The following is a 23,226-nucleotide window of genomic DNA, read 5'->3' as shown; positions in this document are numbered from 1 at the left end:
ATTATTGAGTTTTCCTTAAGTAAGTGGAAAATGATTCCTCTATAGATTTATTAAGGTCCAAATATGCATCACCTTTCTTATCAAATAATTCTCTGAACATAAAGTGAAAAAACATTCTTTGATCGTTACCAATTTTTCTTGCAATTGTTCTAATTCTATCTAGTTTAAAGATCAAATTATTAAGGCATTTTTCAGGTTCGTCAACTTTTATTTTATCAATCAATTCTTGGACATCTGATATATCTTTGAGACTTTCAAAATCGACCAATTTTCCTATTGCTGATCCAAATCCGGTCATCACCTGCGATTTAATAAAAATCTTTCTCGCATTTTTTCCAAAGGGTTGACCAGTTATTTCATTGGTATCAGCAAATTCCCAGTTGTTTGATTTATTATTTAATTCTTCTACTAGTTTATTAAATAGAAATAAGAATTCTTTAAATAGATCAATTTCTTGATTTTCTTTAGATAATTTTTCGAGGGTTTTGATATTTTCTAAAATATCATTTCTGTCTAAAGTCAAAAAATCTCTGTCAATGTAAGAGTTAAAACCTTCAATAATATCTTTAAATTTGTATTCGCCAGGCTTTTTAGGTGATTTATCATCAGCCTCAAGGAGTAGTTTTACTCCTCCTAAATCATCATCGAGATAATCAGAGTATAAGATCTCAATCTGATGTCTAAGAGACATTGGTGTTTGACCAGAATTTAAAGTTAGCATTCTGTATAGAATTCCTAATTTATCTATACCAACGTATATTTCAATTCTAATTGGATGTTTTGAAATTTTTTCATAAGCTTCTTCATCTCCAGATGACTTAAGCGAATTGAGAAGATCCCTGATTGTATATGTTCTTTGCAAACCATCAAGGATAATCAAGTTCTTCTGAAATTCTAAAATCTTTTGCTCAATTTCATTATTATCATTCTCTAGCTTTTTTAAATCAATAAAACCTTTTGCATTTTTTGAAAGAGCTAAAACTATTGGAGGTATGATACATCCAGTCCTTAAATCATCTTTTAAAAGGCTATAAACGGTAGAGGAGGACTTAACACGTCTTCTTTGAAAGGCATTACTTTTTAGAATATTTTCTGCAATTTCTAGATAATCTTCCAATTCTATCTCAAATAGAAGATTGTATGCTTTTACTTTATTATCAAATAATCTATTTATTAATTTCATTTGTATTGAATTTATATTTCTAATAGCCCATAACGGCTACGGTTATGCACAAGTAGCGGGATTAGGAACGCAAATTTGTCGGCTTAACCTATTTCTTCTTGGGTTTCTAAATTACACTTTTCCGGCAAAACCCGCTATTTGCTATAACCGATGTTGGTTGCTGTACTCTAACCGAAATGATACTTTAAACCATTTTGAAAATTTTTATAATTAAACCCTATTTCCTTTAAAATGTAGAGGGTCAAAATGGCTCTTAATGTCCTTGTTAACTCATAAAGCTCATATCCTTTTTTTGCTGATTTTCTTAAATTATGATCATAATGGGTGTAATAATTTCTAGAACAAGTTACTTCCCAACAGAACCTTTTAACTTTACCAACTCTTTTTTGTATAGTTCTAGAATCGCTATTCTCAATAAGTTCTTTTAGTCTATTTTTTAAAGTAGGTTCATTTCCTTGTAATCGCCCTCTAAGCCAATCCGAATCTTCTTTGTTTAGGGTGACTTGAGATAATATTTCGTTCACTAATTTATCGAAGCTTTCTTGTGGTATTCTTTCGTTATTATAATTGATTCTATGAAAATTCTCAATAGCGCGAATCGTATCCATAAACTTGTCTGATGAGAATTTATATTTGTCTTTAAAGTTTTTAAAGAATAATAAAAGAACTGAGTCAAAATTTTGATAAAGACCGAACCAGTTAGAAATTATTTCTGAATAATCGTGTTCTATATCTTCAAAATCTACAAGGAATTCACCTAGGTTTCTTGTTTTGTGGCTAGGGCTGTATAAGCTATTTTGATAATTGCAATAAATAAATTTCTCCTCTTTTGCCTTTGACTTCTTGTTTCTTATTGAGTTATCTTTTAAAGTAATTTTAGTTGGATAACTTTGTTCATTTGTAAAAAGTGTGATAGAATCAATAAAGTGGGTTATGTCTTTAAGAATAAATTCCAGTTTTTTACTTTCTTCATATTTTAAAGTAACATATGCTTCTTCGTGTAATTCTATTTTATTAGCTTTTCCATTCATAGTTACTGGACCGTCAAAAGAAATGCTTCCATTTATTTGCTCTTTTAAAATAAAATCAATCTTTTCAATTGCTTTATAGGATATATGATATTCATCAGAATTATAGTATTTGAAATCCGATTTTTGTCCTGATTTTCCAATCCATTCAAACAAGTTGAAGACCTGGAAAATAACCTTGTCAAATTTAATTTCATCAATATCTTTGAAGTTATGACCTTCTAAAATTATGTTTGGTTGATAAGTTCCAATTACAACGTTGTCTCTAGTTATCTTAGTTCTTCTATACCAATTATCTATTAAAGTTACTTTTCCTTCTGAAGTATATCCTATAATTATTGGTTTGGCAGATCTGTCAAAGAAAAAAAGATTAAAGCTTCCAAAAATTTCAAGTTCAGCACCTCTTTCAGGATCATAATTTAAAGTTCCATTAAACCATTCCTCTGAATCTGGAGTTTTAAATTTTCCTTTATAAATTTTAGCTGTAATCATAGTGAGTATTGCAACCGACAATTATTATTAATAAAAAATGTGCGATTTACTAGAATATTAATCCTGTTATCGACACTTTATTCAATTCTTAAGTATTTTTTTCTTCACTATTTTTTTTCCAATAATTTCTCCAAATAAGCCACCTTATCCTTTTCCGCTTGAACCAAACGCTCATAAAGTTCAACGACTTTATCTAAAGGGTTAAACGTACAGTGAAAATTATTTAATGGACCGTTATTCACACTGTTATCGTTGAAATTATTAATATTGTGAAAAATCGATTCCTCGGAAAAGTTCTCAATAGCTTCTTTACTCACCCCTAACACTTTCGCCACTCTTTCCAACTTTTCATCCTCAATATGCTCGCTTTGTTCTAAGCTGGAAACACTTTGTTGGCTGATCCCTAATTCTGCGGCAAGGGTTTCCTGCTTCATTCCTCGAAGTTCTCTGATTCGGCTGATTTTTCTACCGATATGACTGGTTTTTGTTGCTGTGCTCATAATCTCAAAGATAAACATTCTTTTTAAAAGTTGCGCTCATCACCCTTTGCAGTAAAAAACAAGTTCTCTATTGTTTTTTACTGGTTATTCTGGTTCGCTACGGTCGGTTCTTTTTAAAACTTGAAGGTTCATTGACCATCACTGAAGTTTCACTTTAACACCTTTTGATCTATGCTTACCAACTTGCATCCTTCCAAAGTTATAGAATTTGCGTTAAGCCAAATTACGGAAATCCTCAAAAAGCATATCGAAATTACAAGTTTATACTATTTCGGCATGCAATCATCGGCACATGGAACGCATAGTTCCTTGAATAATGATGCTTCCAAGCAACAACAGCACTATCATTTTTATTTGTTGCTATTAAGCAAGCATATTAGCTCAAATGCCGTTGCCAACCTTTCAGATATTGTATTCCAAGAATCGGGCGGCAAATATACAATCAGCTTATTACTCTATATGCCAAAGCAACTTATAGCGGCTTCTGATCATAATAAATACTTCTTTTCTAAAATACTCCAATCAGGTGGTTTGGTTGAGGGTTCTCCTTTTGAATTAGCTCTACTAAAACTCAGCCAAATCCCTGAACTGGATATTAAGGGCATAACCAACTACACACAAGATCGAATAGCAATAGCCAAGCATTGTTTAAGTTTAAGTGCTATTAAAGAAAACGTTGGAATATTAAGCGCACATTTAATACGATTATCTTTTGAACAACTTTGCTTAGGAACTATTTATGCGTTTCTGCATTATCATCCGCAACATCATCATCCGTTTTATCTTTTTAAACTTGTTCAATACTGCCATGAAATACCACCCAATATTTTTTCAGAACAACTATTTGAACAGTCGCCACTAAAAAACATCTTTTGCTTTCATCATACGGAACTTCGCTATCGAAGTAGCTCATTATTTTCAGTAGCAGACCTTAACATGGCGCATTCTTATAGCCAATGTCTTTTAGATTATCTCTTACCCCTTGTTAATCACCAATTACAAACTTTAAAAACAGCATCCCATGAAAACGAGAAAACTTGATCAGCTAAAATTGAAACATCTAAAAAGAATTGGAACTACTGAGTATGGTCTAAAAAAGGAAGAAACCAAACGTCATACGTATAGAAGCGCTACCATTCGCTTTGGAGATCATACCGATTACGTAATGCGTATTAGATCATTATTAGAAGTCTGTGTCTTAGCCTTAGATGGTGAAGGTGATTTTTATTCGAAAAGCTTAAGCCACCAAAGTAAAAACTCCAGTGTTCAATTAGTTATAGAAATGGTCATTGAATTAATGCCCGATGGTGATATGTTTCAATTGGAAAAAATTATAGCCATACTTGAAAATGACACGGACTATATTCATTTCCCCAAGAAACTCAAAAAGCAAATCCTTAAAAACCAAGAACGTTATGAAAAAGGAAAAACTCATCAATAGGCTTCAGGAATTTAAGCAAGATCATATGTTGCATTTAACCCCTGATACTAGTAGAAAAGGAAAATGTTATAAGGGTACTTATAGAGTTGATAGCCACTTGGATCTCATGTTTTTGATCATGAACTTAATTAAGGTATGTATTGTAGCCTTAGAAGAGAATGAACAATTATGTGATCTAGAAGTACCCAATCCCAAATATAACGTTATGGAAGTACTTCGTTTTGTCACCCAGCTTATACCATCGGAAGAATTGGCTTTAGTCGATAAGCTCTCGGAATTATTGGAAGAATTGGAACTAGAAAAGAAACTAGCTACTGAAAATTCCTGAAATTGGCTGTCATATAAAAAGTGTACACGTATTAAAATAGGTACTTTTTAACAAGATGTATGCCTGTGGGCACAATCTTGGTTGCGCCCCATGATTTCGCATCGATTTAGTACGGTGAGAATTGCCGACCGAATCATGGTCTTAAAAAATGGCGCGGTGCTAGAAATTGGTACGCATGAAGAATTGATGGAAAACGATAAATTATATGCCGAATTATTTAATCTTCAGGCAGCGGGGTATCAGTGATGGGGTTAAAGTTCTAAATTTTATATTCAAAATTTGGGCTAGGAAGTAATCTTTGTCTAAAAAGCCTTTAGTTGAAAAAATCAAAAATAATAGATACGTCATGCCGTCCCGATGGCTATAGGTAAATCCGGAATTTCATTATGATTTTAATTTAGAGTCGGTAGTTACTCTTTATCTTTTATATAAAAAGTTCTTTATTTGAGAACTTTTTATATCTTTGTATTCAGCATTAGAAATATGAAGCGAATAATTGCTAAGAAAACATTGAGAGAATTTTGGGATAAGCACGCTGATTCTGAACAATATTTGAAAACTTGGTATGAAACAGCTAAAAATTCTGAATGGACTTCGCCTAGTGATATTAAAAAAACTTATATAAACGCAAGTATTTTAAAAGATAGCAGAGTGGTGTTCAATATTAAAGGAAATTCCTATAGGTTGATTGTGAAATTTAATTTTGATCGACAATGGGCATTTATAAGATTTATCGGAACACATGCCGAATATGATAAAATAAATGCGGACACTATTTAACAAATAAAATCATGAAAATAAAACCTATAAAATCAGAACAAGATTACGAAAAAGCTTTAGAAAGATTAGAAATTATTTTTGATGCTCCAGAAAACACTAATAAGGGGGACGAAGCTGAAATATTATCGATGTTGATTGAGAATTATGAAAATCAAAATTACCCGATTGAAGCTCCCGACCCAATCGAAGCTATAAAAATTAGAATGGAAGAAATGAATTTAAAACAAAAAGATTTGGTTGGTGTAATTGGAGGAAAGAGTCGAGTTTCGGAAATTTTAAATAAAAAGAAAAGATTAACCGTTGATATGATTAGAGAATTAGAGAGAATTTTACATATTTCAGCTTCTGTTTTAGTAATTAATTATCAATTATCGAAATAAAAAACGAAAAGTGGCAACGAGAATTGTCAATCACGGCTAAATTCATAATCTATTATTTTAGCAATATTTATTTTAAGCAGACAAAACTTGGCAACCAATCGAGAACGATCCATACTTGAAACCACTTTTTGCTGACAGCTGTTTTTAGATTTTTCTCAGCTTATCCCCGGATAATTAATTACATTTATACTAAACAATTCAATTTTTAATGAAAACTTTTAGTATTCTCGTTCTGTTTTTCAGCTTTTCTTTGGCCGCACAAGTATCAACCCTTCCTCTTTGGCCGGAAGATGAAATGCCTAATAAGCAAAAATCTGATGAAAAGGAAGACATAAATCAGGATGATATCACCTGGATTACAAAAGTCCAAAAGCCAACATTAGAAGTTTATCTTCCGCCAAAAGCATCCGCTAACGGGCAGGCAGTTTTGGTTTGTCCCGGTGGTGGTTATGCCGGTCTGGCTTATGACTGGGAAGGTACCGAGATTGCTAAATATCTGAACTCAAAAGGAATTGCAGCCGGAGTTTTAAAATACAGGTTACCCGGCTCTGCTTCTGTAAAGGAAAGTTTTAAAGCACCACTTCAGGATGCGCAGCGGGGTATTAGAATACTTCGAGCAAATGCTTTAGACTGGAATATCGATAAAAGCAAAGTTGGTGTTATGGGATTTTCGGCTGGAGGACATTTGGCTTCCACTTTGGGAACGCATTATCAGGAAGCATTTTATTCCGCAATAGATAGTACAGATTCCGAAGAAATTCGTCCCGATTTTATGGTCTTAGTCTATCCGGTAATTAGCATGGATTCAAAAATAACTCATCAGGGCTCTCATGATAATTTGTTAGGTAAAAAACCAACTGCAGCATTAGAAAAACAATTTTCCAATGAGCTTCAGGTAACCGAAAATACGCCTCCTGTATTTCTTATACATGCTGGCGATGATGATGTGGTGCCGGTAGAAAATAGTCTTAGAATGTATACCTCTTTAAGAGAACATGAGGTGCCCACCGAAATGCACATTTACCCCAAAGGTGGTCATGGATTCTCGCTGGCAAATGAAATTTATTACCTGCAAAGCTGGAGCGATCGATTAACCGATTGGTTGCGGAATTTAAATTAATTTATGAGACATTTAGGGATTTATGCGAGAGATCACAAACTGGTTTCCCGACTGATAGACGATCTTAAAAAAGATAAAAAAGTACCCGGATTTGAGGAGTTGCAACACAAACATGGTCTTGAACATTCTGAAGCTGTTCTGCAAAATTTTATAAAGGACGATCAAAAACATGGAAATTCGGTTTTAGTAAAAGATGAAAGTCGCAGTCTGCGTACCTTTTCCAGTGGTGAAAAGCGAAAAGCGCTATTAGATTATTTACTGAAAAAGCAGCCGGAATATCTAATTTTAGATGATCCTTTTGATTGTTTAGATGTGCAATCTGTAGCGAATTTCAAAGAGCGGCTTGCTGAAGTAAAATCAGATTTCATCCTTGTGCAAATCTTTAGAAGAGAAGAAGATATTCTCCCTTTTATAGATATTATTCTCGATTTTGATGGAGCCGGAAATACAATTTTTAAAAATAAAGCTGATTTTATTGAAAACAAGCAGGGATTTTTAGAAGAAATAAAAAGGATTCCGGCGGCTCCAAAGGTTTTTGAAGGTATTCCGGAAAGTTTGATACAATTAAAAAATGTAAATGTTGCTTATGAAGATCGGCCAATTTTAAGCAATATTAGCTGGGAAGTGAAACGCAGCGAATTCTGGAAGCTTACCGGACCAAACGGATCGGGTAAAACCACCATTTTAAGCATGATTTATGGCGATAATCCAAAAGCTTACGGCGTCGATCTTTTTCTCTTTGGAAAGAAAAAAGGTAGCGGTGAATCGGTTTGGGAAATCAAAAAGAAAATCGGCTATTTTTCACCTTCGATTACTGAACTTTTTATCCGTAGAAATAGCGTAGAAGAAATGCTAATATCCGGGTTGGTAGATAGTATTGGATTGTACCAAAAACCTTCAGATAAACAAAGAGCATTGGCAAAGCAATGGTTGGAGACTTTAGGATTTCAGGAGAAAGCAAAAAAAGTCTTTAATGATTTATCGAATCTCGAAAAACGGATGTTGCTAATTGCCCGCGCGATGATCAAACATCCACCATTATTGATTTTGGATGAACCTTCTACCGGGCTGGATGATAAAAGTGCCTTAAAAATTACTAATCTTATCAATCATATTGCGGCACAAAGTGATACGGCAATTATCTATGTTTCACATCGTAAAGAAAAAGGACTACATCCCGATTTTGAATATGAATTATTTCCTACGGAAAACGGATCTGTTGGAAAAATCAAGATTCAATAAACAATGATCAATTTGAAAATGTGCTGATTTGATAATGCGGTGATGTGCAGATGTAAGCGTTAGAATTGGGTGATGAGGAATTAGACCGCTTCGCTGTTACAGAAAAGATCACGCAGCAAAAACCTGAAAACAGGATCAAAAATGTTGAATTTTGAATAAAACCTGGCCTATCGAAAATTGCTCGTAAAATTGGAAGTTAACGAAGCGCTAACCTAATCTGGAAAGGTTGGTCATGCTGAGTTCGGCTCCTGATATTACATTTGGTTTTTTGATTTGTATTAGAAATCGTAGGCAATAAATTATATGGTCCATGTAGTTTTTAGTTGTAACGAATTTGATAGTTGTGCGTCTTTAGAAAAAAACATCTTATGAAGAAAATAGTACTTCTTTTATTTATTTCAATTTTAATCCATCAATTAAGCGCTCAAGAGAAAATAGATCCTTTCAGGATTAAAAAAGAAGCAGATAGAAATTACCAATCCAAGGATTATGCGTTAGCAACTAAAAATTATATTCAATTTATTGAAGTTGCCGATTTCAAAGTTCAGAAAAAGAGCGCAGCTTATAATGCTGCGTGCTGTTTGGCTTTACAGGAAAGCATAGATAGTGCTTTTGTAATGTTAGATAAAGCAATTGATTATGGTTTAGTAGATAAATCTCATCTTTTATCAGATTCGGATTTGGAGATTTTACATCAAGACCAGAGATGGGAAAAATTGATTAGTGGACTTTCAGAATCAGATACGTTTAATACAGATCCAGAATTGGCAAATATTGTAGTACAGGATGTCCACAATTTTTGGGAGGCTTATGATTTAGCGCAGGATAGCTCAAATCAGGCAGCGAGCATTTATAACCAATACTATTTCGAAAAAGCTAGTCCTGGAATGCAGGATTATATGGGATTGAAAGTAAAGTCTAAAGATTATTTTATAAAGCATATTCATAGTCATCCTAAACTTTATCAAACCATAAGAGAGAATACCCTTAAAGTAGATGAGTATAAAAAGGATATCCAAAAAAGTTTTAAAGAACTTAAGGAGATTTACCCATCGGCTAAATTTCCGGATGTTTATTTTGTTATGGGGGCATTTACCAGTGGAGGAACAGTTTCATCTGCTGGTTTGCTTATTGGAATAAACCAGATGAGTGATGGAGAAGATGTGAATACGCAAGAACTGGATTTTGGAGATAAATTATTGATGAATCAATCAGAAAATATTCCGTATATCGTTTCACATGAATTAATACATTTTCAGCAAGATGGCCTTAAAAATGATACTATTACCCTTGGTTATGCTATAAGTGAAGGTATGGCCGATTTTATAGGAGAATTAATTAGCGGTGAAACTGCAAATAGGAAAATATTTGATTGGGCCAAAGGGAAAGAAAAACAAATTTGGGCGGACTTTAAAAAGGATATGTACTACGATCGCTATAGCAATTGGATTGGCAATTATAGTAAAGCTTCAAAAGATAGTTATCCAGATTTAGGATATTGGATTGGTTATGAAATCTGTAAATCCTATTATGAAAATGCAGAAGATAAAAAGCAGGCGATTCAGGATATGCTTACCATTCAGGATTATCGAAAGTTCTTAGCCGATAGCAAATGGGAATCGAAACTACAGCAGCTGTGATGTAATCTGAAATGTTTTAGTAGGAGAATAAGAGTAGAGATGTGAGAGGATTGATAATAAAAGCAAGACGTGGGAATAATGATTTATGACATTATTTTGAATTTAAATCCTTAAAGAGATTTCTCCATTGCGCTGCGCTTCAGTCGAAATGATTTCAATGTATGTGATCCTATGTTTGTGAATGGTAATTTCGTGAAATAATGAATAGATTTCAATAGAATAAGGGAAAGCAAAAAAACAGTTCTTCGTCATTTTGAGCCTGCCTTGCCGGCAGGTGGGCGTAACAAAGTGAAGTCGAGAAATCTTTTTAATTAGGAGTTAGGAAATAGAGAATCAAAACTCAGGAGCAAGAAATCAAGCCTGGCTGCCGACAATTATGTTTAATATAAAGAAGTAAAGTGCCCTAAATTGACAGGCGGTTGATAAAATTCTTGTTCAGGTTTGTAATTCAGCTAAGAATGCAAACCTTACTCACTACTCACTACTCACAACATCTAACTGTAAAAAACTTGTGAATAAAAATGAGGCTTCAATTTATCGATTGGCAAGCAGGTTTCTGTATTTTAGCGGTTCTAAAATTTTCATGGTTTGGCAGCAAAAAAAGAAGCAAAAGTGACCCCTTTAATGAAGCAGTATTTGGCGATAAAAGCTAAATATCCTGATGCAATGTTATTGTTTAGAGTAGGGGATTTTTACGAAACTTTTGGAGCAGATGCTGTGGTGGCCGCCCGAATTTTAAATATTGTACTTACCAATAGAAATAATGGCGGTGAGCGTAGTGAACTTGCGGGCTTTCCTCATCATTCTTTAAATACGTATTTACCAAAACTGGTAAAGGCCGGACAACGGGTAGCGATTTGCGATCAGTTAGAAGATCCAAAAATGACCAAGAAAATCGTTAAACGTGGCGTGACCGAACTAGTAACTCCGGGTGTAGCCTTAAGCGATGAGGTATTAAACAGTAAATCGAATAATTTTCTTTGTGCGATTCACTACGGAAAAAGAAACCTTGGAATCTCGTTTTTGGATGTTTCAACAGGTGAATTTTTAACCGCGCAGGGAACTCAGGAATATATCGATAAATTACTTCAGAATTTTAGTCCGAGTGAAGTTTTAATTCAGAAGAAATATAAAAAGAATTTTGCATTAGATTTCGGCGAAGATTACCATGTTTTCTATCTTGAAGATTGGGTGTTTAAAAATGATTTTGCAAGTGAAACGCTAAATAATCATTTTAAAACCGCTTCTTTAAAAGGTTTTGGGGTATCTCACTTGGAAGAAGGAATTATCGCCTCAGGAGCTATTTTACATTATCTGGCAGAAACGCAGCATAACAAACTTCAGCATATTACAGCGATTAGCAGGATTGCCGAAGAAGAGTATGTCTGGATGGATCGATTTACCATCAGGAATCTTGAACTATATCACAGTACAGCCGCTAATGCGGTAACGCTTTTAGAGGTAATCGATAAGACGATTTCGCCTATGGGCGGTCGGTTGTTAAAGCGCTGGTTGGCGTTGCCTTTAAAGAATTCAGAAAAAATAAAAAAACGTCACGAAGTTGTTGGTTTTCTATTAGATCATTCTGAGGTCTTATATAAAATACAAAAGCAGATCAAGGAAATGAGCGATTTAGAACGCTTAATTTCCAAAGTGGCCACCGGTAAAGTTTCACCAAGAGAAGTAATTCAGCTTAAAAATTCTTTAGAAGCCATTATTCCGGTTAAAGAAACTGCTTTAGAATGTGATAACGAAGCTTTAAAAGTTATTGGTGATAATTTACACGCTTGCGAATTACTTCGGTCTAAAATAACCGAAAGTATTAATGAGGAAGCACCGGTTTTGATTCAGAAAGGAAATGTAATCGCCAGAGGTTTTCATAAAGAACTAGATGAACTGCGGGATATTGCATTTTCAGGAAAAGATTACCTGGATAATATGTTGGAGCGTGAAAGTGCTGCTACCGGGATTACTTCGTTAAAAATTGGGAATAATAATGTGTATGGCTATTATATTGAAGTTAGAAATACACATAAAGATAAGGTGCCGGCAGAGTGGGTACGGAAGCAAACACTCGTAAATGCAGAGCGTTATATTACCGAAGAATTAAAGGAATACGAAGCGAAAATTTTAGGTGCTGAAGAGAAGATTCTGCAATTAGAGCAGGAATTATTTTCGAAACTGGTGCTTTGGATGAACGATTATATTCAGCCGGTACAACAAAACGCGCAGTTGATCGCGCAGTTGGATTGTCTATGCTCGTTTGCACAGCAGGCCAAAATCGAGCAATATAGCAAGCCTGAAATTGAAGAGGGATTCGAGTTACAAATTGAAGACGGTCGCCATCCGGTGATCGAAAAGCAATTGCCTATTGGCGAATCGTATGTGACCAACAGCGTTTTCTTAGATCGCGAGGAACAGCAGGTGATTATGATTACCGGGCCTAATATGAGTGGTAAGTCGGCTATTCTACGTCAAACGGCACTTATCGTACTTATGGCTCAAATGGGAAGTTTTGTGCCGGCAAAATCGGCAAATATTGGTTTAGTAGATAAAATTTTTACCAGAGTTGGTGCCAGCGATAATATCTCGATGGGTGAATCTACGTTTATGGTAGAGATGAACGAAACCGCTAATATCCTTAATAACATTTCTGAGCGTAGTTTAGTGCTTTTAGATGAAATTGGTCGTGGTACCAGTACTTATGACGGGATTTCGATTGCCTGGGCGATTAGTGAATACTTGCACGAACATCCATCACGCCCAAAAACGTTATTTGCCACACATTATCACGAGTTAAATGAAATGTGTGATACTTTTAGCCGAATTAAGAATTATAATGTATCTGTAAAGGAATTACAGGATAATGTCCTTTTTCTGCGTAAGTTGGTTCCCGGTGGGAGCGAGCATAGTTTTGGAATTCATGTAGCAAAAATGGCGGGGATGCCACAGCAAGTTTTACATCGTGCCAATAAAATTCTACAGAAGCTCGAACAAACCCATAAAATGGAAGAAAGCAGTGAGGTTTTAAAAAAATCTGCTGAAGAAGAAATGCAGCTCAGTTTTTTTAATTTGGACGACCCTTTATTGGAAGATTTGCGTGATGAATTGTTAAATATTGATATTGATACACTTACGCCGGTGGAAGCCTTGATGAAACTAAATGAGATCAAGCGAATGCTCTCGGTAAAACAAAAAAAGAAGCAAGAAAACGCAAAAAATTAAAAAAAAGCTTTGTCGTTTTAAGAAATGTGCTAAATTTGCATCCGCAATAAACAATTGCGCATCGGTAAAAACCGAAAGTTCTTTTAAATACGCGAAAATAGCTCAGTTGGTAGAGCGCCACCTTGCCAAGGTGGAGGTCGCGGGTTCGAATCCCGTTTTTCGCTCAGTATATATAAAATTATGCTCGGATGGTGGAATTGGTAGACACGTTGGACTTAAAATCCAATGAACAGCAACGTTCGTGCGGGTTCAAGTCCCGCTCCGAGTACAAAGACCCTCTTTATCTTATTGATTTAGAGGGTTTTTTGTTTTTAGAAATGTTTGTTTTCCCCATATGTTCCCCGTAATTTGATTTTGATTATATGTTAGAACATGATCTGACTTATAAATTGAGTGATTAATTTTAAAAAATACCTTTTTTCTTTTGAACGTATGTTAGGGAAATTTTTCCCAGTCTTACTAATAATGATTATTAGAAGTAAAATAAAGAATAATTCTACTGCATTTGAATTTAAATTGAGATATAACTCCATGTCTTAAAATTTAATATTATGTCTGCAAATTATGCCTAGTGACATTTTATTAAAAGGACATCTTGTAAGGTTTTGTTTTTTAATTGGTTATAGTTTTTTAATGCTTTTTGAATTCTAGTTATTGTACGGTAAGCCTAGTGTTTTCATTTTCAATACAAAATTTAATTGATAAAAAAAGGGACAAAACTTAGAAAAATAATTCAAAATCTTTCAAACCCAGTGTTTTCAATGCTTTTCACTATTTAAATTTTTAATAAAAATTTTTACTTAAAACATTTTTTGCTATTCTGCATCCTAATTGATTTTGTGAAACGTGATTTTTTCTCACGTTTGGTTTATAGCGTGATTGTCTTACTTTGATTATTGTTTTAAATATTTAGTTTCTTATATCTTCCGGACATTTTTGTCCACCTTATAAAATTAAAAGAAAAGAATTTCTATCTGCAGAGTTGAGTAATTAGGACAATCCAAATTTGGATTGGTTAATAGATGTTGTTGAAAAGCGTTACAGTGCAAAAAAATAGCGTTACAGTGTGTGATTTTAGCGTTACAAGCGTTACACACAGCGTTACAGTAGTGAAATCAATGGTAAGCGTTTCAAGAATGCCGTGCGCAACGTATTGCGCTGGCTACTGAAACTATTTACAGTACCTTTTTTTATCTTTCGGGTATCTAAATAACTCTGATCGATCAACCATTAGTATCTTAATAAGATCGTTAATCAATATGGGGTCTATAGTATGCTTTCCTTTCTTCTGAAGCTTATAAAGGTTAACTCTGGTAGCATCTGGGTAATACCTATCTCCATCGAGTAGGATGAGTTCATAGTATAACCCAGTCATATCAATAACCGGGACCAATCCTTTTGATCTTCTTATTCTATCTGCTTTTGCTATGCATTTGTATAAGTCAAGTTTTATAAGGCTCTGGCTCATGATCTATACTTTTAATGATAGTTTTAATTAATTTCCTAGCTCTATATGATGTTAAAACAATGTCGTTTACTTTAACTTTAGAAATTTTGGTAATATCCTTACTAGAGAGTTTAAGTTTATGGTTTGGTATGGATATAGATCTATTTCTATTCGAGAATTTAATCTTTAATAAATCATTGGAATTTTCGAAATGTTTCAAAAGGATTGATAGATCTTTTAATTCTTTGGATTTTAATTGTCTCCTTTTTTTTCTTCGTCTCTTAGCTTGATATGAATTATTATGTTTTTTACAGCAGAATATTGCACCTGGTCTTTTATCTGAAATATCCTTACTACAAACTATACATTTTCTAGTTGCTGTATTATTACTTTTTTTAACATTTACCTTTTTATAATTTTCAATTTGATTTTGTCCACGTTTTACGCCTTTATTTAAATCCGTAAACCGTGACCTTTTTTGGCTTTCGTTTTCAATCTTAAAGTTGCGTAAACCGTGACCTTTTTTAGCTTCTAAAATTTGAATTTTTTTTGTTATTAAATTTGATATTTCATTTTGCGTTGTGGAGCTACAAAATTTTTCTTTTAGCTCTAAAAACATGATTTTAGCTCTAGATCTTTGTTTTCTGGTAAACTTTATCCAGTTAGTGGCGTCTAGGTAATAAAGCATCTTTTCTTTTTGCTTTCTTGTCATTTGTCGCCATTTCATGCCTTTATCGTAAAAAATAGCATCATCCCATATTTTTAATAAATCTGGTGTTATTTTTCGTAGATTTTCAATAACCAATAAATCAGATAAATTTTTGATACCGTATTTAGCAGCTTTTTTCCGGCTCTTTATTGCAATTTCTATCCTTAATAGCTTTAATTCAGGTTTTTCAATTTGTAAACTTTTATCATATATTTTAAAACGATACTCTTGTTTTTGTATTTGCTTTCCGCTAAAAACCTCATCGGTTTTCATATTTGTGAAAACATCACTTTGATAAGCCCTTATGCCTTGTATTACATTTTTTGGGATTATAGGGCATTCAACATTAACACCGTATTCAAAATGCTGTATAATAGCTTTATTTATATCCAAATGAAACTTGATTGATAAATCATTTACAGTTTCTTCTAGCATATCATAGGTATAGTCAAAAGCATTGTTTCTTCCGTGATTGTAGTATCTTGGTAGTGATCCTCTTATTATGCAATGAATTTCGCTACTTATGGTTGATGGGATTAATAAAAAATATAAGCCTCTGTAGAAAGCAATTTTTGTTTGGGATTTAATTTCCCCTGTTTCCGTATCTACTTTAGTGCTGAATGATAATAACGGGGATTTTTCCCACTGAGAATAGTGAGTGCCAATACATTTTATTTTGACCCCGTCTATAGGCATAGATAATAAAGAAGAATTGATTATCTTAGCCGTATCTCTGCAGGGCTAAGCTTTGTAGAATTTGAAGATATTTGGAAAAATAAAGAGCCCGTAGTGAGGCTCTTTATTATTTATACTAACTAATAATCGCCCATAAAGCGTATTTTTTCATAATTGGGAATATAGAATACTTTCCGTTTGTGAGTTTGTGATTCTGGTTTAGCTTTATTTAACTTTGGCGTTATTAGATCTTTTAAGGCGTCAAGGTCTGGAAAAGTGCCTAATGAGTGTACTGTAAAATCCGATTCAATCGCTTGATTTATAAGTTTACAAAGATTTTCCGCAATTTCTAAAGCTTCATTTTGCTTTTCATTTCGCGTGTGAAATGTAGCTACATTCTCAAAGCCTTTTATTGCTTCATCACTTAGATAAACTTCATTATTTTTAGTAATTATAAAATCTTCTATCTTAGAACGGTTTTTTACAGCATTAACCATTTCTGTGAGAGAATTTAAAGTACCCTTAGAGTTAAGGCCTTGTAGACTTAAAATTATATTTACATCATTTGCATTAGGAAAATTGTATTTTTTCTTAATAAGGCTTTCCAAATAACTCCAACCGGATCTAATTATATTTTGCTTTTCGATTTCAGATAAATCGTCCTTAAAAAGTTTTTGAGATTCAATTAAAACATTTTTGAAATAAGGAGCGCAATCTTTTGCTTTCCTTAGATGTCTCTTTATAGCTCCTTCATCTTTATATAAAAAGACGGGCTTAAATGTTTGTTTTTTCTTGCTTAATATTGCCATGCTTAATTATTTAAAATTTCATCTAATTTTTTGTTGAAAGCATCTAATTCGTACTCAGAATTTATTTCACTTATAAATGCCCCATCAATCTTGTTTTTTAAATCTTCAACATTTTGAAAACCTTGATTTATAGTACTTGTGATTATATTTCTAGCTTTGTTAATACCTGAATTGAGAATGTTGTGATACGTTTCTGGAAATTGTTCTTTTATTTCATGTGGTGTCATAAGTTCATTTTACATTTGTCCCACTGTGGGAGTTAGTTTAACTGGTAGAGAATCAGTATCTCCTGATTCAATACTTTTTATGTTGTTATTAGGATCTTGCATTTTAATTAATAGTTCTCCTTTGCCATATTTTTGCATTATACTTTGTTGTTGACTGAATTGTTGATCTCTAGATGATGGGATTAGAGGGATTTCCTTATTAGTTGTAACCTCAGCATCATTATTATTTGAATCTTGATCTGTTTCTAGATTTAAGTTTGCTCGCATATTTTCAACAAACTTCATAGCAGGATCTATATATTTTCCAACACCTGGTATTTTAGATAGTAGTCCTAAAAATTGCTCTACTGGATAAAGCATTGAATCAAAAATCACTTTACCAATCATTTTTATACCGGCCAGAATACCATCTTCTTTAAATGTTTTTACAATAGTGTCCCAGTGCTTTCTAATACCCATAATAATATTAATGATTGCTCCAAACGGACCAAGTATTAAGGTTAAAGCAGCACCCCATTTATCGTAATATTTAATTATAGCTGCTACAACGCCTATGAGTACTACAATTGCAGCTATAACCAAGCCGATAGGGTTAGCGTTCATAGCAGCGTTAAATATCCATTGTGCAGCTGCAGCTGCTTTCGTGTAAATATTGAATGCGGCCATGGCTATCTTATTTCCATTCATAGCTAAAGACATTGCGCCCATTCGAGCTGCGTTTACACCCATTGCAATACTATTGATAAATAAAGCTGCTCTTGTAGCCCATAGAACTCCTTTAAATGCTACAAATCCCAAAACAACTGTAGGTATTAACTCAACTAACCAGCTGTTTTCCTTTATCCAATCTTTAAAGGCTTTGATTAGTGGTATTACCTTTTTTACCAAATTAGTTATTTCTGGGGCGAGCATTGTACCTATTGTAATGCTCAGTGCCTCCATGTTGTTTTGAGCTAATACTAATTGGCTTGAATCTGTATTTTTTTGCTTTTCAAAGGCTGTAGTTAAATCCTGTGAAGAACCAGTCATATCTTGAAGCGTTTGTAAATAAGCTTTATTAGTAGACCCTGTTAGAGCGGTCACAGCCGCCCCAGCTTCTACAGAACTCCAAGCCTTTGCCATATTAAGCCCCATATTCCCACCGGCTTCATTAATAGCTTGCATAGCACCTACTAAACTACCTTTCTTGTTTATTAGTTCTTTTTCAGATGCAACTCCTAAATTTTTATAAATTTTAGCCATTTCTGCAGTTGGTTTCTGCATAGCAACTATTGAAGCTCTAATCTGATTTTGTGCTGTACTTGCAGGTGTTCCAAGTGTAGTTAATGCTGCAGTAGCAGCACTAAAATCGGCTAGTCTCACTCCTGAACTTTGCACAATTGGCGCAGTAGCTCCGAAGCTTTGAGCTAATTGAGATAATGTAGTTTTACCATACTTAACGGTTTTGAATAAAATGTTACCTATTTGTTCTGATTCTAAGCTTTCACTTTTAAAGGCGTTCATTGCAGATGTAAGTATATTTGTAGCTTCTGAAGCTGTAGAAAGTCCCGCTACAGAAAGTTTACCGGCTGTATCTAGAGTTCCCATTGCCCTAGAAGCTGAAACACCCGCAGATCTTATATCATATAATGATGTAGTAAGCTCATTAATTGGGACAGGCAATCTGGTACTAAGTTTTAATACCTGATCGCCCATTTTACCCATATCTTCTGAGTTAGTGTCAATTAATGTACTTACGTTCCCCATTGATTTCTGAAAATCATTTGCTTGATTTACAGTTACACCTAAAGCAGCACCGCCAGCCATAGCATGGTATTTAAATTTGTTCAGTTTAGTATTAAACCTCTCTAGCCCTGCAGCTCTAGTGGAGAAAGTAGAAACTCTACTTGTCATGCGTTTAATTACCGATGAAAACTTATCTACTGCTATAAATTCTGCAGGTACTTTAATTGCACTACCCATTATTTACCGAATTTTGAATCTCTTTCTTTTGATTGCTCTTTTATGAGTTCGTACCAGTATATTATCCCATGATGATCTAAGTCATCACAAAACATATTTGATACTGTTTTTGGTGTCCAGTGGAACTCACTGACTAAACTCATTAAAATATTATCTATCTGATTTTTATTAAGCGACCAGCCACCGCTTACATAAAAAGGCTGGCTAATCCTTGTACAACTTTAAAATCTGTAGTACTTAGCTTGTCTAAAAATGTTTTAGGCTCGCCAATAATGTAAGCTGTACACCTTAAACCAAATTCGAAAGCATTTTTGCTTATATCGAGGCCTTTAGAAAGATTTGCTAATTGTGATGGTTTAATTCTGGTGTGCTCAAAATTAATAGTCTCAAGTATTACCTCATCATCTTGATTTTTGACTGGTTCTAATAAATTGTACACCGGTTTTTCATCCTTAAACATCAAGTTTCCATCTTCAATGGCCTCGAGTATGTCTAAGAAATCATCTTCGATTTTTTCAGGTGTTAATTGACCTCTACGGACTTCTTTTGGTTTGTGAATTTTTACAAATTCAACTAATTCGTTTAGTGCAATTTCTCTACTTACTTTTTTCATGATTAAAAATTTGATATTTGATTTGAATTTTGATAATACTATCCCGTCCTAAGTTGTTTTATTAACTTTGGTTTTAATGATCTGAAATTTGTTGTGTAATGGGTTAAAGCTTTTTAGTTTTGTGAAATAGCATGATTTACATTTCGACTAAAGCAGCTTCGATATCTGAAAGTTTATAGAATCGTTTACCAGAAATGCCGTAGCTTTTCAAGTGTTTTTCTTTTGTCCAACGCCAGAGTGTTGTCTCTCCTATGCCAAGAAGCTCTGCAGCTTCTTTTCGGCTCAGCAAATTCAATGATTTTGTTTTAGCATCCATATTGAAGATTATTAATTATAGATGCAAATTTTGGGAAAGATTAAGTTATTTACTTAGTGGACTAGTCCGTTGTTTAGTCCTTTTTCAAATCCTATAAATATCTTTTAATGTCTTCGTATGTGTCAATAAGCTTCTGGCACGTTATCTTTTTATTATAAAACTCACAGTATTTAATGGTTTTTTCTACAATACCTTTATTGCATTTAAGACGTCCGGAAGTATTGTCAAAATAGAACATGTTTTTATTGTACTTAGAGGTGCTATTTTTTAAAGTATCAGAAATAATTTTGCGGACGGTCTCTCTTTTTTTTGAATCCTCCGGATAGCGTTTTTGAACATCTTTGTAAATTAAACTTACATCTTTACAAGGTTTATTTTTATACTTATAACTTTGACCTGGTTCTATTATTTCAATTTCACCCGTTGCAATGAGAGAGGTTGTTTCTAAAAAAGCATCATTAGGTACTTCAGCTGTGTCAATGATGCTTTTTAAAAAATTCTGATATTTTTCAAACTGTGAATCATTTTCAAAACTTTCTTTTTGATTGTCTATTAATATTTCAATTTCTTGATTTAGATCAATTAATTCTTGGTACTTATCTAATTTGATTTTGCTATCAATAATACTTTGCGATCTAATGAGGTATTTTAGTTTTGTTTTCAACCAATCCTCTTTAGGTTTTGTAAGCATGTTTTTTGCAGCGAATATGGCTGCTTCTTCTTTTAGCTTGTCTATTTGATCGTGTAAAGTTTGCCCTAAGTCTTCGTTTTTGAAATTAGTCTTTTCTAAAAATTCAAATTGCGAATTAGCATATCTAATTTTGCTATAAATATCATTATGTAACGGTTGTAAATTCTCGAAAGTTTCCATTTAACCGAGATTTAATTTTTAAAAAAGGATTTTTGTAACTGGTAGTTCATTTTTGCTTTTGTAAATCTATCGTTAACCTCAGCAAATCTTATTTCGTTTCTGCTTTTATAGTTTACATCTTCATGAACATGATTCATGATATCATCAATAAAATACTTATTATAACGCTCACCTAATCCATTTTCAAACACGAAATTTATTAAAGCGTCCGTTATATTTTTTAATTGATCGATGTCTTTTTCAGCTTCTACAGCTCTTAATCTGTAATCTTCATTTCTTGGTATGACTTCACTATGAATTAATATTTTATAATCATTAAATTCTTTCGTAACATCGGCTAACTTTTCACGAAGTTCCTTGTTTTCAATCTCTAGATTTCTTTCTGATTCTGAATTGTTATTTTTCATGATTTTTAATTATTAGAAATGTTTTTTATTATATCCATTTTTGGCTGTTTCTCTTGTTTCAGTTTTTGTAATTCGTAAAAGTCCGCAATTTGTTGTGCGTAATCTAGAGAATCTTTTCTTACATATTCTAACAGTTGCTTTTCGGTACTGTGGCCAGTGATTCTCATAATTAAACTGGTAGGTAAAATACCATACTGATTAGTAGCAAAAGATCTTCTACAGACATGGGTTGTAACTAACTCCCATTTTTTGTAAGTACCGGTTACAGCTCTTTTTATTCCTTTTTTAATATACTTTCCATTTTTATCCTTAGGTATTTCTTGGCCGTTTTCATCAATCATTAAAATTTTAGTTCCTAACGTAGGTTCGTTTATTTCTGATAATTCACATATTTTCTTGAAATATGTATTTAATTTCTGGATAGATATTTTTTTTGGTAAACCATCTTTTATTATTTCTCTTGTTTTATCAAGTATGGGAATGGTTACATTTTTACCTGTTTTTTGTTGCTTTATTTCTATAACTTCTAATCCGGAACGATTAACGAAATTATCTTTTGTAAGATTTAATAAATCTTGACCTCGTGTGCCTATATTCGCTCCCAGTATTAACCATTTTCGAGCATTTAACAATGATTCACTAACTAGATGAGTATTTTCAATCTTATCAAGTTCATTAGGATTTAAATAAATAGCATGCTCTTTTTTTGTTTTACCTCCTTTAATTTTATCTAATTGTAAGCTTGTTTCAAGTCCATCTAATTGAGCGTCCCGACAAACTGTTTTTAGATCGTCAATTTTTTTTCTAGCATATCCCTCCGAATATTTTTGACTATTAATAAGCCAGTTTAAAAAAGCTTTCCCAAATTTTAAATCAATTTCTTTAATGCGATACCTGGTATTTTTTCCCTGATATTTTTTTATAATCTTTAAAAGATTTTTGTAAGAATTTACCCGGCTTTTAGATAAGCCAAGTCCTTTTTGGTTATTTTCTCTTATGTTGGCAGTGTCAATTACATGTTGAATAGCATCTATTAAGAAATCACTCCTTTCAAGTTCAGGAATAACATCACCGTTAAAAATATCTATCTGATACTCTAACCAACTGTTGTCAATCTGACCTAATGGAATTTCTCGTTGGTTGAAAGCATTCTTAATATGTTCTTTGAGTTGTGCTAGTGTGGTTTCGGTCTTGCTATATTCTACCTGATCTTTTGCTGATAACTTATATTTCTTTTTAAGTTTCTGGTTTTTGGAATCCCAGTCTGTAGGATCAATTAAAATATTTGTTGTCTTGACAATATCCAAAGTGTTACTATGTCGAAGCCTTAAATAAACTTTTGCAGGATAAGTTTTACTTTTAACGATATACTTAAATGTAGCCATCTGAGAAGTATTATAACAGCAAAATTAAAAACTTTCCCCGTATCTTCCCCGTAAAATTGAAATAATTTAAAAATGTTTGAAAAAAATAGGTAATTAATGAACCGATGAAAATCTGATAGTTACAGCTTTTTTGTTGTGTATCTCTTTGTTTTTAGATACTTATATAAATTCCGTTCAAGTCCCGCTCCGAGTACAAAGACCCTCTTTATCTTTTTGATTTAGAGGGTTTTTTGTTTTTAGGCCCTTGGTTCTTACTTCGGAAGAAGGATAAAGGATAAAGGATCAAGCCTAATTGTTGTGTTTATGCAAAAATTGTGGTTAATCTGTACAGGAAGAATTCTATATTTTTCACTCCTCTAAACTGAGCTCTAAATGCTTTTATTTTTGCATTAAAGGATTCTGCTGATGCATTTGTACTTCGGTTGATAAAGTAGTTTAGAATAGAC

Annotated in this window: 22 protein-coding genes, 2 tRNA genes and 1 pseudogene; 12 read left to right on the top strand and 13 right to left on the bottom strand. The window is 33.2% G+C overall.

Annotated features, from left to right (window positions below; all coding sequences use genetic code 11):
• Position 1: 1 nt before the first annotated feature.
• The 3 genes from AC13DP_RS01225 to AC13DP_RS01215 all read right to left on the bottom strand — a co-directional run bounded on the left by AC13DP_RS01225 (position 2) and on the right by AC13DP_RS01215 (position 3,221).
• Positions 2 to 1,183: a hypothetical protein gene (locus AC13DP_RS01225; protein ID WP_483067178.1), complete on the bottom strand. Its 1,182-nt coding sequence runs from the start codon at positions 1,181 to 1,183 to the stop codon at positions 2 to 4.
• 167 nt (positions 1,184 to 1,350) lie between these two features.
• Complete coding sequence (locus AC13DP_RS01220) at positions 1,351 to 2,703, bottom strand: ApeA N-terminal domain 1-containing protein (RefSeq protein WP_483067177.1); 1,353 nt, start codon at positions 2,701 to 2,703, stop codon at positions 1,351 to 1,353.
• A 107-nt stretch (positions 2,704 to 2,810) separates the two neighbouring features.
• A complete protein-coding gene (locus tag AC13DP_RS01215) occupies positions 2,811 to 3,221 on the bottom strand; it encodes a helix-turn-helix domain-containing protein (protein ID WP_013070802.1) in 411 nt (136 codons plus the stop codon).
• 153 nt (positions 3,222 to 3,374) lie between these two features.
• On the opposite strand from AC13DP_RS01215, the gene AC13DP_RS01210 reads away from it, so the two are divergent.
• From AC13DP_RS01210 to AC13DP_RS01155, 12 genes and pseudogenes are all read left to right on the top strand, one after another.
• Positions 3,375 to 4,244: a hypothetical protein gene (locus AC13DP_RS01210; protein WP_483067176.1), complete on the top strand. Its 870-nt coding sequence runs from the start codon at positions 3,375 to 3,377 to the stop codon at positions 4,242 to 4,244.
• Positions 4,225 to 4,644 carry a hypothetical protein gene (locus tag AC13DP_RS01205; RefSeq protein ID WP_483067175.1) on the top strand — a complete coding sequence of 140 codons (420 nt, stop codon included), beginning with the start codon at positions 4,225 to 4,227 and terminating at the stop codon, positions 4,642 to 4,644. The genes AC13DP_RS01210 and AC13DP_RS01205 overlap by 20 nt, the downstream gene beginning before the upstream one ends.
• Positions 4,619 to 4,972 (top strand): hypothetical protein, encoded by a 354-nt coding sequence (locus AC13DP_RS01200; protein ID WP_483067174.1) that lies wholly within the window; start codon positions 4,619 to 4,621, stop codon positions 4,970 to 4,972. The genes AC13DP_RS01205 and AC13DP_RS01200 overlap by 26 nt, the downstream gene beginning before the upstream one ends.
• Before the next feature lie 90 nt (positions 4,973 to 5,062).
• Positions 5,063 to 5,218 (top strand): annotated as a pseudogene (locus tag AC13DP_RS01195) (hypothetical protein); the annotation flags it as partial.
• Positions 5,219 to 5,455: 237 nt separating this feature from the next.
• Positions 5,456 to 5,752: a type II toxin-antitoxin system HigB family toxin gene (locus tag AC13DP_RS01190; RefSeq protein ID WP_228250409.1), complete on the top strand. Its 297-nt coding sequence runs from the start codon at positions 5,456 to 5,458 to the stop codon at positions 5,750 to 5,752.
• 11 nt (positions 5,753 to 5,763) lie between these two features.
• Positions 5,764 to 6,132 (top strand): helix-turn-helix domain-containing protein, encoded by a 369-nt coding sequence (locus tag AC13DP_RS01185; protein ID WP_228250410.1) that lies wholly within the window; start codon positions 5,764 to 5,766, stop codon positions 6,130 to 6,132.
• A 208-nt stretch (positions 6,133 to 6,340) separates the two neighbouring features.
• Positions 6,341 to 7,252 carry an alpha/beta hydrolase gene (locus tag AC13DP_RS01180; RefSeq protein WP_228250411.1) on the top strand — a complete coding sequence of 304 codons (912 nt, stop codon included), beginning with the start codon at positions 6,341 to 6,343 and terminating at the stop codon, positions 7,250 to 7,252.
• 3 nt (positions 7,253 to 7,255) lie between these two features.
• A complete protein-coding gene (locus AC13DP_RS01175) occupies positions 7,256 to 8,494 on the top strand; it encodes an ABC transporter ATP-binding protein (protein ID WP_483067173.1) in 1,239 nt (412 codons plus the stop codon).
• Positions 8,495 to 8,862: 368 nt separating this feature from the next.
• Positions 8,863 to 10,134, top strand: coding sequence for a gliding motility protein GldB-related protein (locus AC13DP_RS01170; RefSeq protein ID WP_483067172.1), 1,272 nt, complete (start codon positions 8,863 to 8,865; stop codon positions 10,132 to 10,134).
• A gap of 624 nt (positions 10,135 to 10,758) precedes the next feature.
• Positions 10,759 to 13,359, top strand: a complete 2,601-nt coding sequence (gene mutS / locus AC13DP_RS01165) for a DNA mismatch repair protein MutS (RefSeq protein ID WP_483067182.1) — start codon at positions 10,759 to 10,761, stop codon at positions 13,357 to 13,359.
• A gap of 91 nt (positions 13,360 to 13,450) precedes the next feature.
• Positions 13,451 to 13,523 (top strand) — tRNA-Gly (locus tag AC13DP_RS01160).
• Between the two features lie 18 nt (positions 13,524 to 13,541).
• Positions 13,542 to 13,627: transfer RNA gene (locus tag AC13DP_RS01155), tRNA-Leu, on the top strand.
• Between the two features lie 1,174 nt (positions 13,628 to 14,801).
• Here AC13DP_RS01155 and AC13DP_RS01150 read toward each other — a convergent pair.
• From AC13DP_RS01150 to AC13DP_RS01105, 10 genes are all read right to left on the bottom strand, one after another.
• Positions 14,802 to 16,211 carry a hypothetical protein gene (locus AC13DP_RS01150; protein ID WP_483067171.1) on the bottom strand — a complete coding sequence of 470 codons (1,410 nt, stop codon included), beginning with the start codon at positions 16,209 to 16,211 and terminating at the stop codon, positions 14,802 to 14,804.
• A 119-nt stretch (positions 16,212 to 16,330) separates the two neighbouring features.
• Positions 16,331 to 16,999, bottom strand: coding sequence for a hypothetical protein (locus tag AC13DP_RS01145; protein ID WP_483067170.1), 669 nt, complete (start codon positions 16,997 to 16,999; stop codon positions 16,331 to 16,333).
• 2 nt (positions 17,000 to 17,001) lie between these two features.
• A complete protein-coding gene (locus tag AC13DP_RS01140) occupies positions 17,002 to 17,226 on the bottom strand; it encodes a hypothetical protein (RefSeq protein WP_483067169.1) in 225 nt (74 codons plus the stop codon).
• 9 nt (positions 17,227 to 17,235) lie between these two features.
• On the bottom strand, positions 17,236 to 19,188 hold the full coding sequence (locus AC13DP_RS01135; protein WP_483067168.1) for a phage tail tape measure protein: 1,953 nt from the start codon (positions 19,186 to 19,188) through the stop codon (positions 17,236 to 17,238).
• A 187-nt stretch (positions 19,189 to 19,375) separates the two neighbouring features.
• Entirely contained in the window at positions 19,376 to 19,801 is a 426-nt protein-coding gene (locus AC13DP_RS01130; protein WP_483067167.1) for a hypothetical protein, read from the bottom strand.
• A gap of 136 nt (positions 19,802 to 19,937) precedes the next feature.
• Positions 19,938 to 20,117, bottom strand: a complete 180-nt coding sequence (locus AC13DP_RS01125) for a helix-turn-helix domain-containing protein (protein WP_270063355.1) — start codon at positions 20,115 to 20,117, stop codon at positions 19,938 to 19,940.
• A gap of 91 nt (positions 20,118 to 20,208) precedes the next feature.
• Positions 20,209 to 20,988: a hypothetical protein gene (locus tag AC13DP_RS01120; RefSeq protein WP_483067166.1), complete on the bottom strand. Its 780-nt coding sequence runs from the start codon at positions 20,986 to 20,988 to the stop codon at positions 20,209 to 20,211.
• An 11-nt stretch (positions 20,989 to 20,999) separates the two neighbouring features.
• Positions 21,000 to 21,395 carry a hypothetical protein gene (locus AC13DP_RS01115; protein ID WP_483067165.1) on the bottom strand — a complete coding sequence of 132 codons (396 nt, stop codon included), beginning with the start codon at positions 21,393 to 21,395 and terminating at the stop codon, positions 21,000 to 21,002.
• 5 nt (positions 21,396 to 21,400) lie between these two features.
• Entirely contained in the window at positions 21,401 to 22,780 is a 1,380-nt protein-coding gene (locus AC13DP_RS01110) for a tyrosine-type recombinase/integrase (RefSeq protein WP_483067164.1), read from the bottom strand.
• A 301-nt stretch (positions 22,781 to 23,081) separates the two neighbouring features.
• On the bottom strand, positions 23,082 to 23,226 hold a 145-nt coding region (locus AC13DP_RS01105), incomplete at its 5' end, for a transposase (RefSeq protein WP_483067181.1).

This window comes from Zunongwangia sp. L-65, assembly GCF_056859415.1.
Note: the sequence above shows the minus strand (reverse complement) of the source record. Positions and strands in the feature narration are given on the sequence as shown.